This window comes from Rhodococcus sp. 077-4, assembly GCF_047782425.1.
In the GTDB taxonomy this organism is placed as follows: domain Bacteria; phylum Actinomycetota; class Actinomycetes; order Mycobacteriales; family Mycobacteriaceae; genus Rhodococcoides.
Genome location: NZ_JAJPWC010000017.1, coordinates 1 through 567, shown reverse-complemented (window position 1 = coordinate 567; position 567 = coordinate 1). Strand labels below are relative to the sequence as shown.

The following is a 567-nucleotide window of genomic DNA, read 5'->3' as shown; positions in this document are numbered from 1 at the left end:
ACGCGAGGTCAACATACTGGTATTGACTTTAAAGGTATGCAAGAGCGTGGTTTTATAACCAGGTGATGATGCCAACTTACTGATTTAGTGTATGATGGTGTTTTTGAGGTGCTCCAGTGGCTTCTGTTTCTATCAGCTGTCCCTCCTGTTCAGCTACTGACGGGGTGGTGCGTAACGGCAAAAGCACCGCCGGACATCAGCGCTATCTCTGCTCTCACTGCCGTAAAACATGGCCACTGCAGTTCACTTACACCGCTTCTCAACCCGGTACGCACCAGAAAATCATTGATATGGCCATGAATGGCGTTGGATGCCGGGCAACCGCCCGCATTATGGGCGTTGGCCTCAACACGATTTTCCGCCATTTAAAAAACTCAGGCCGCAGTCGGTAACCTCGCGCATACAGCCGGGCAGTGACGTCATCGTCTGCGCGGAAATGGACGAACAGTGGGGCTATGTCGGGGCTAAATCGCGCCAGCGCTGGCTGTTTTACGCGTATGACAGGCTCCGGAAGACGGTTGTTGCGCACGTATTCGGTGAACGCACTATGGCGACGCTGGGGCGTCT

1 pseudogene is annotated in these 567 nt (G+C 53.6%); it reads left to right on the top strand.

Features of this window, described 5'->3' with window-relative positions:
- Positions 1–116: 116 nt before the first annotated feature.
- A pseudogene (locus ACNEOT_RS25395) lies at positions 117–567 on the top strand (IS1-like element IS1B family transposase); the annotation flags it as partial.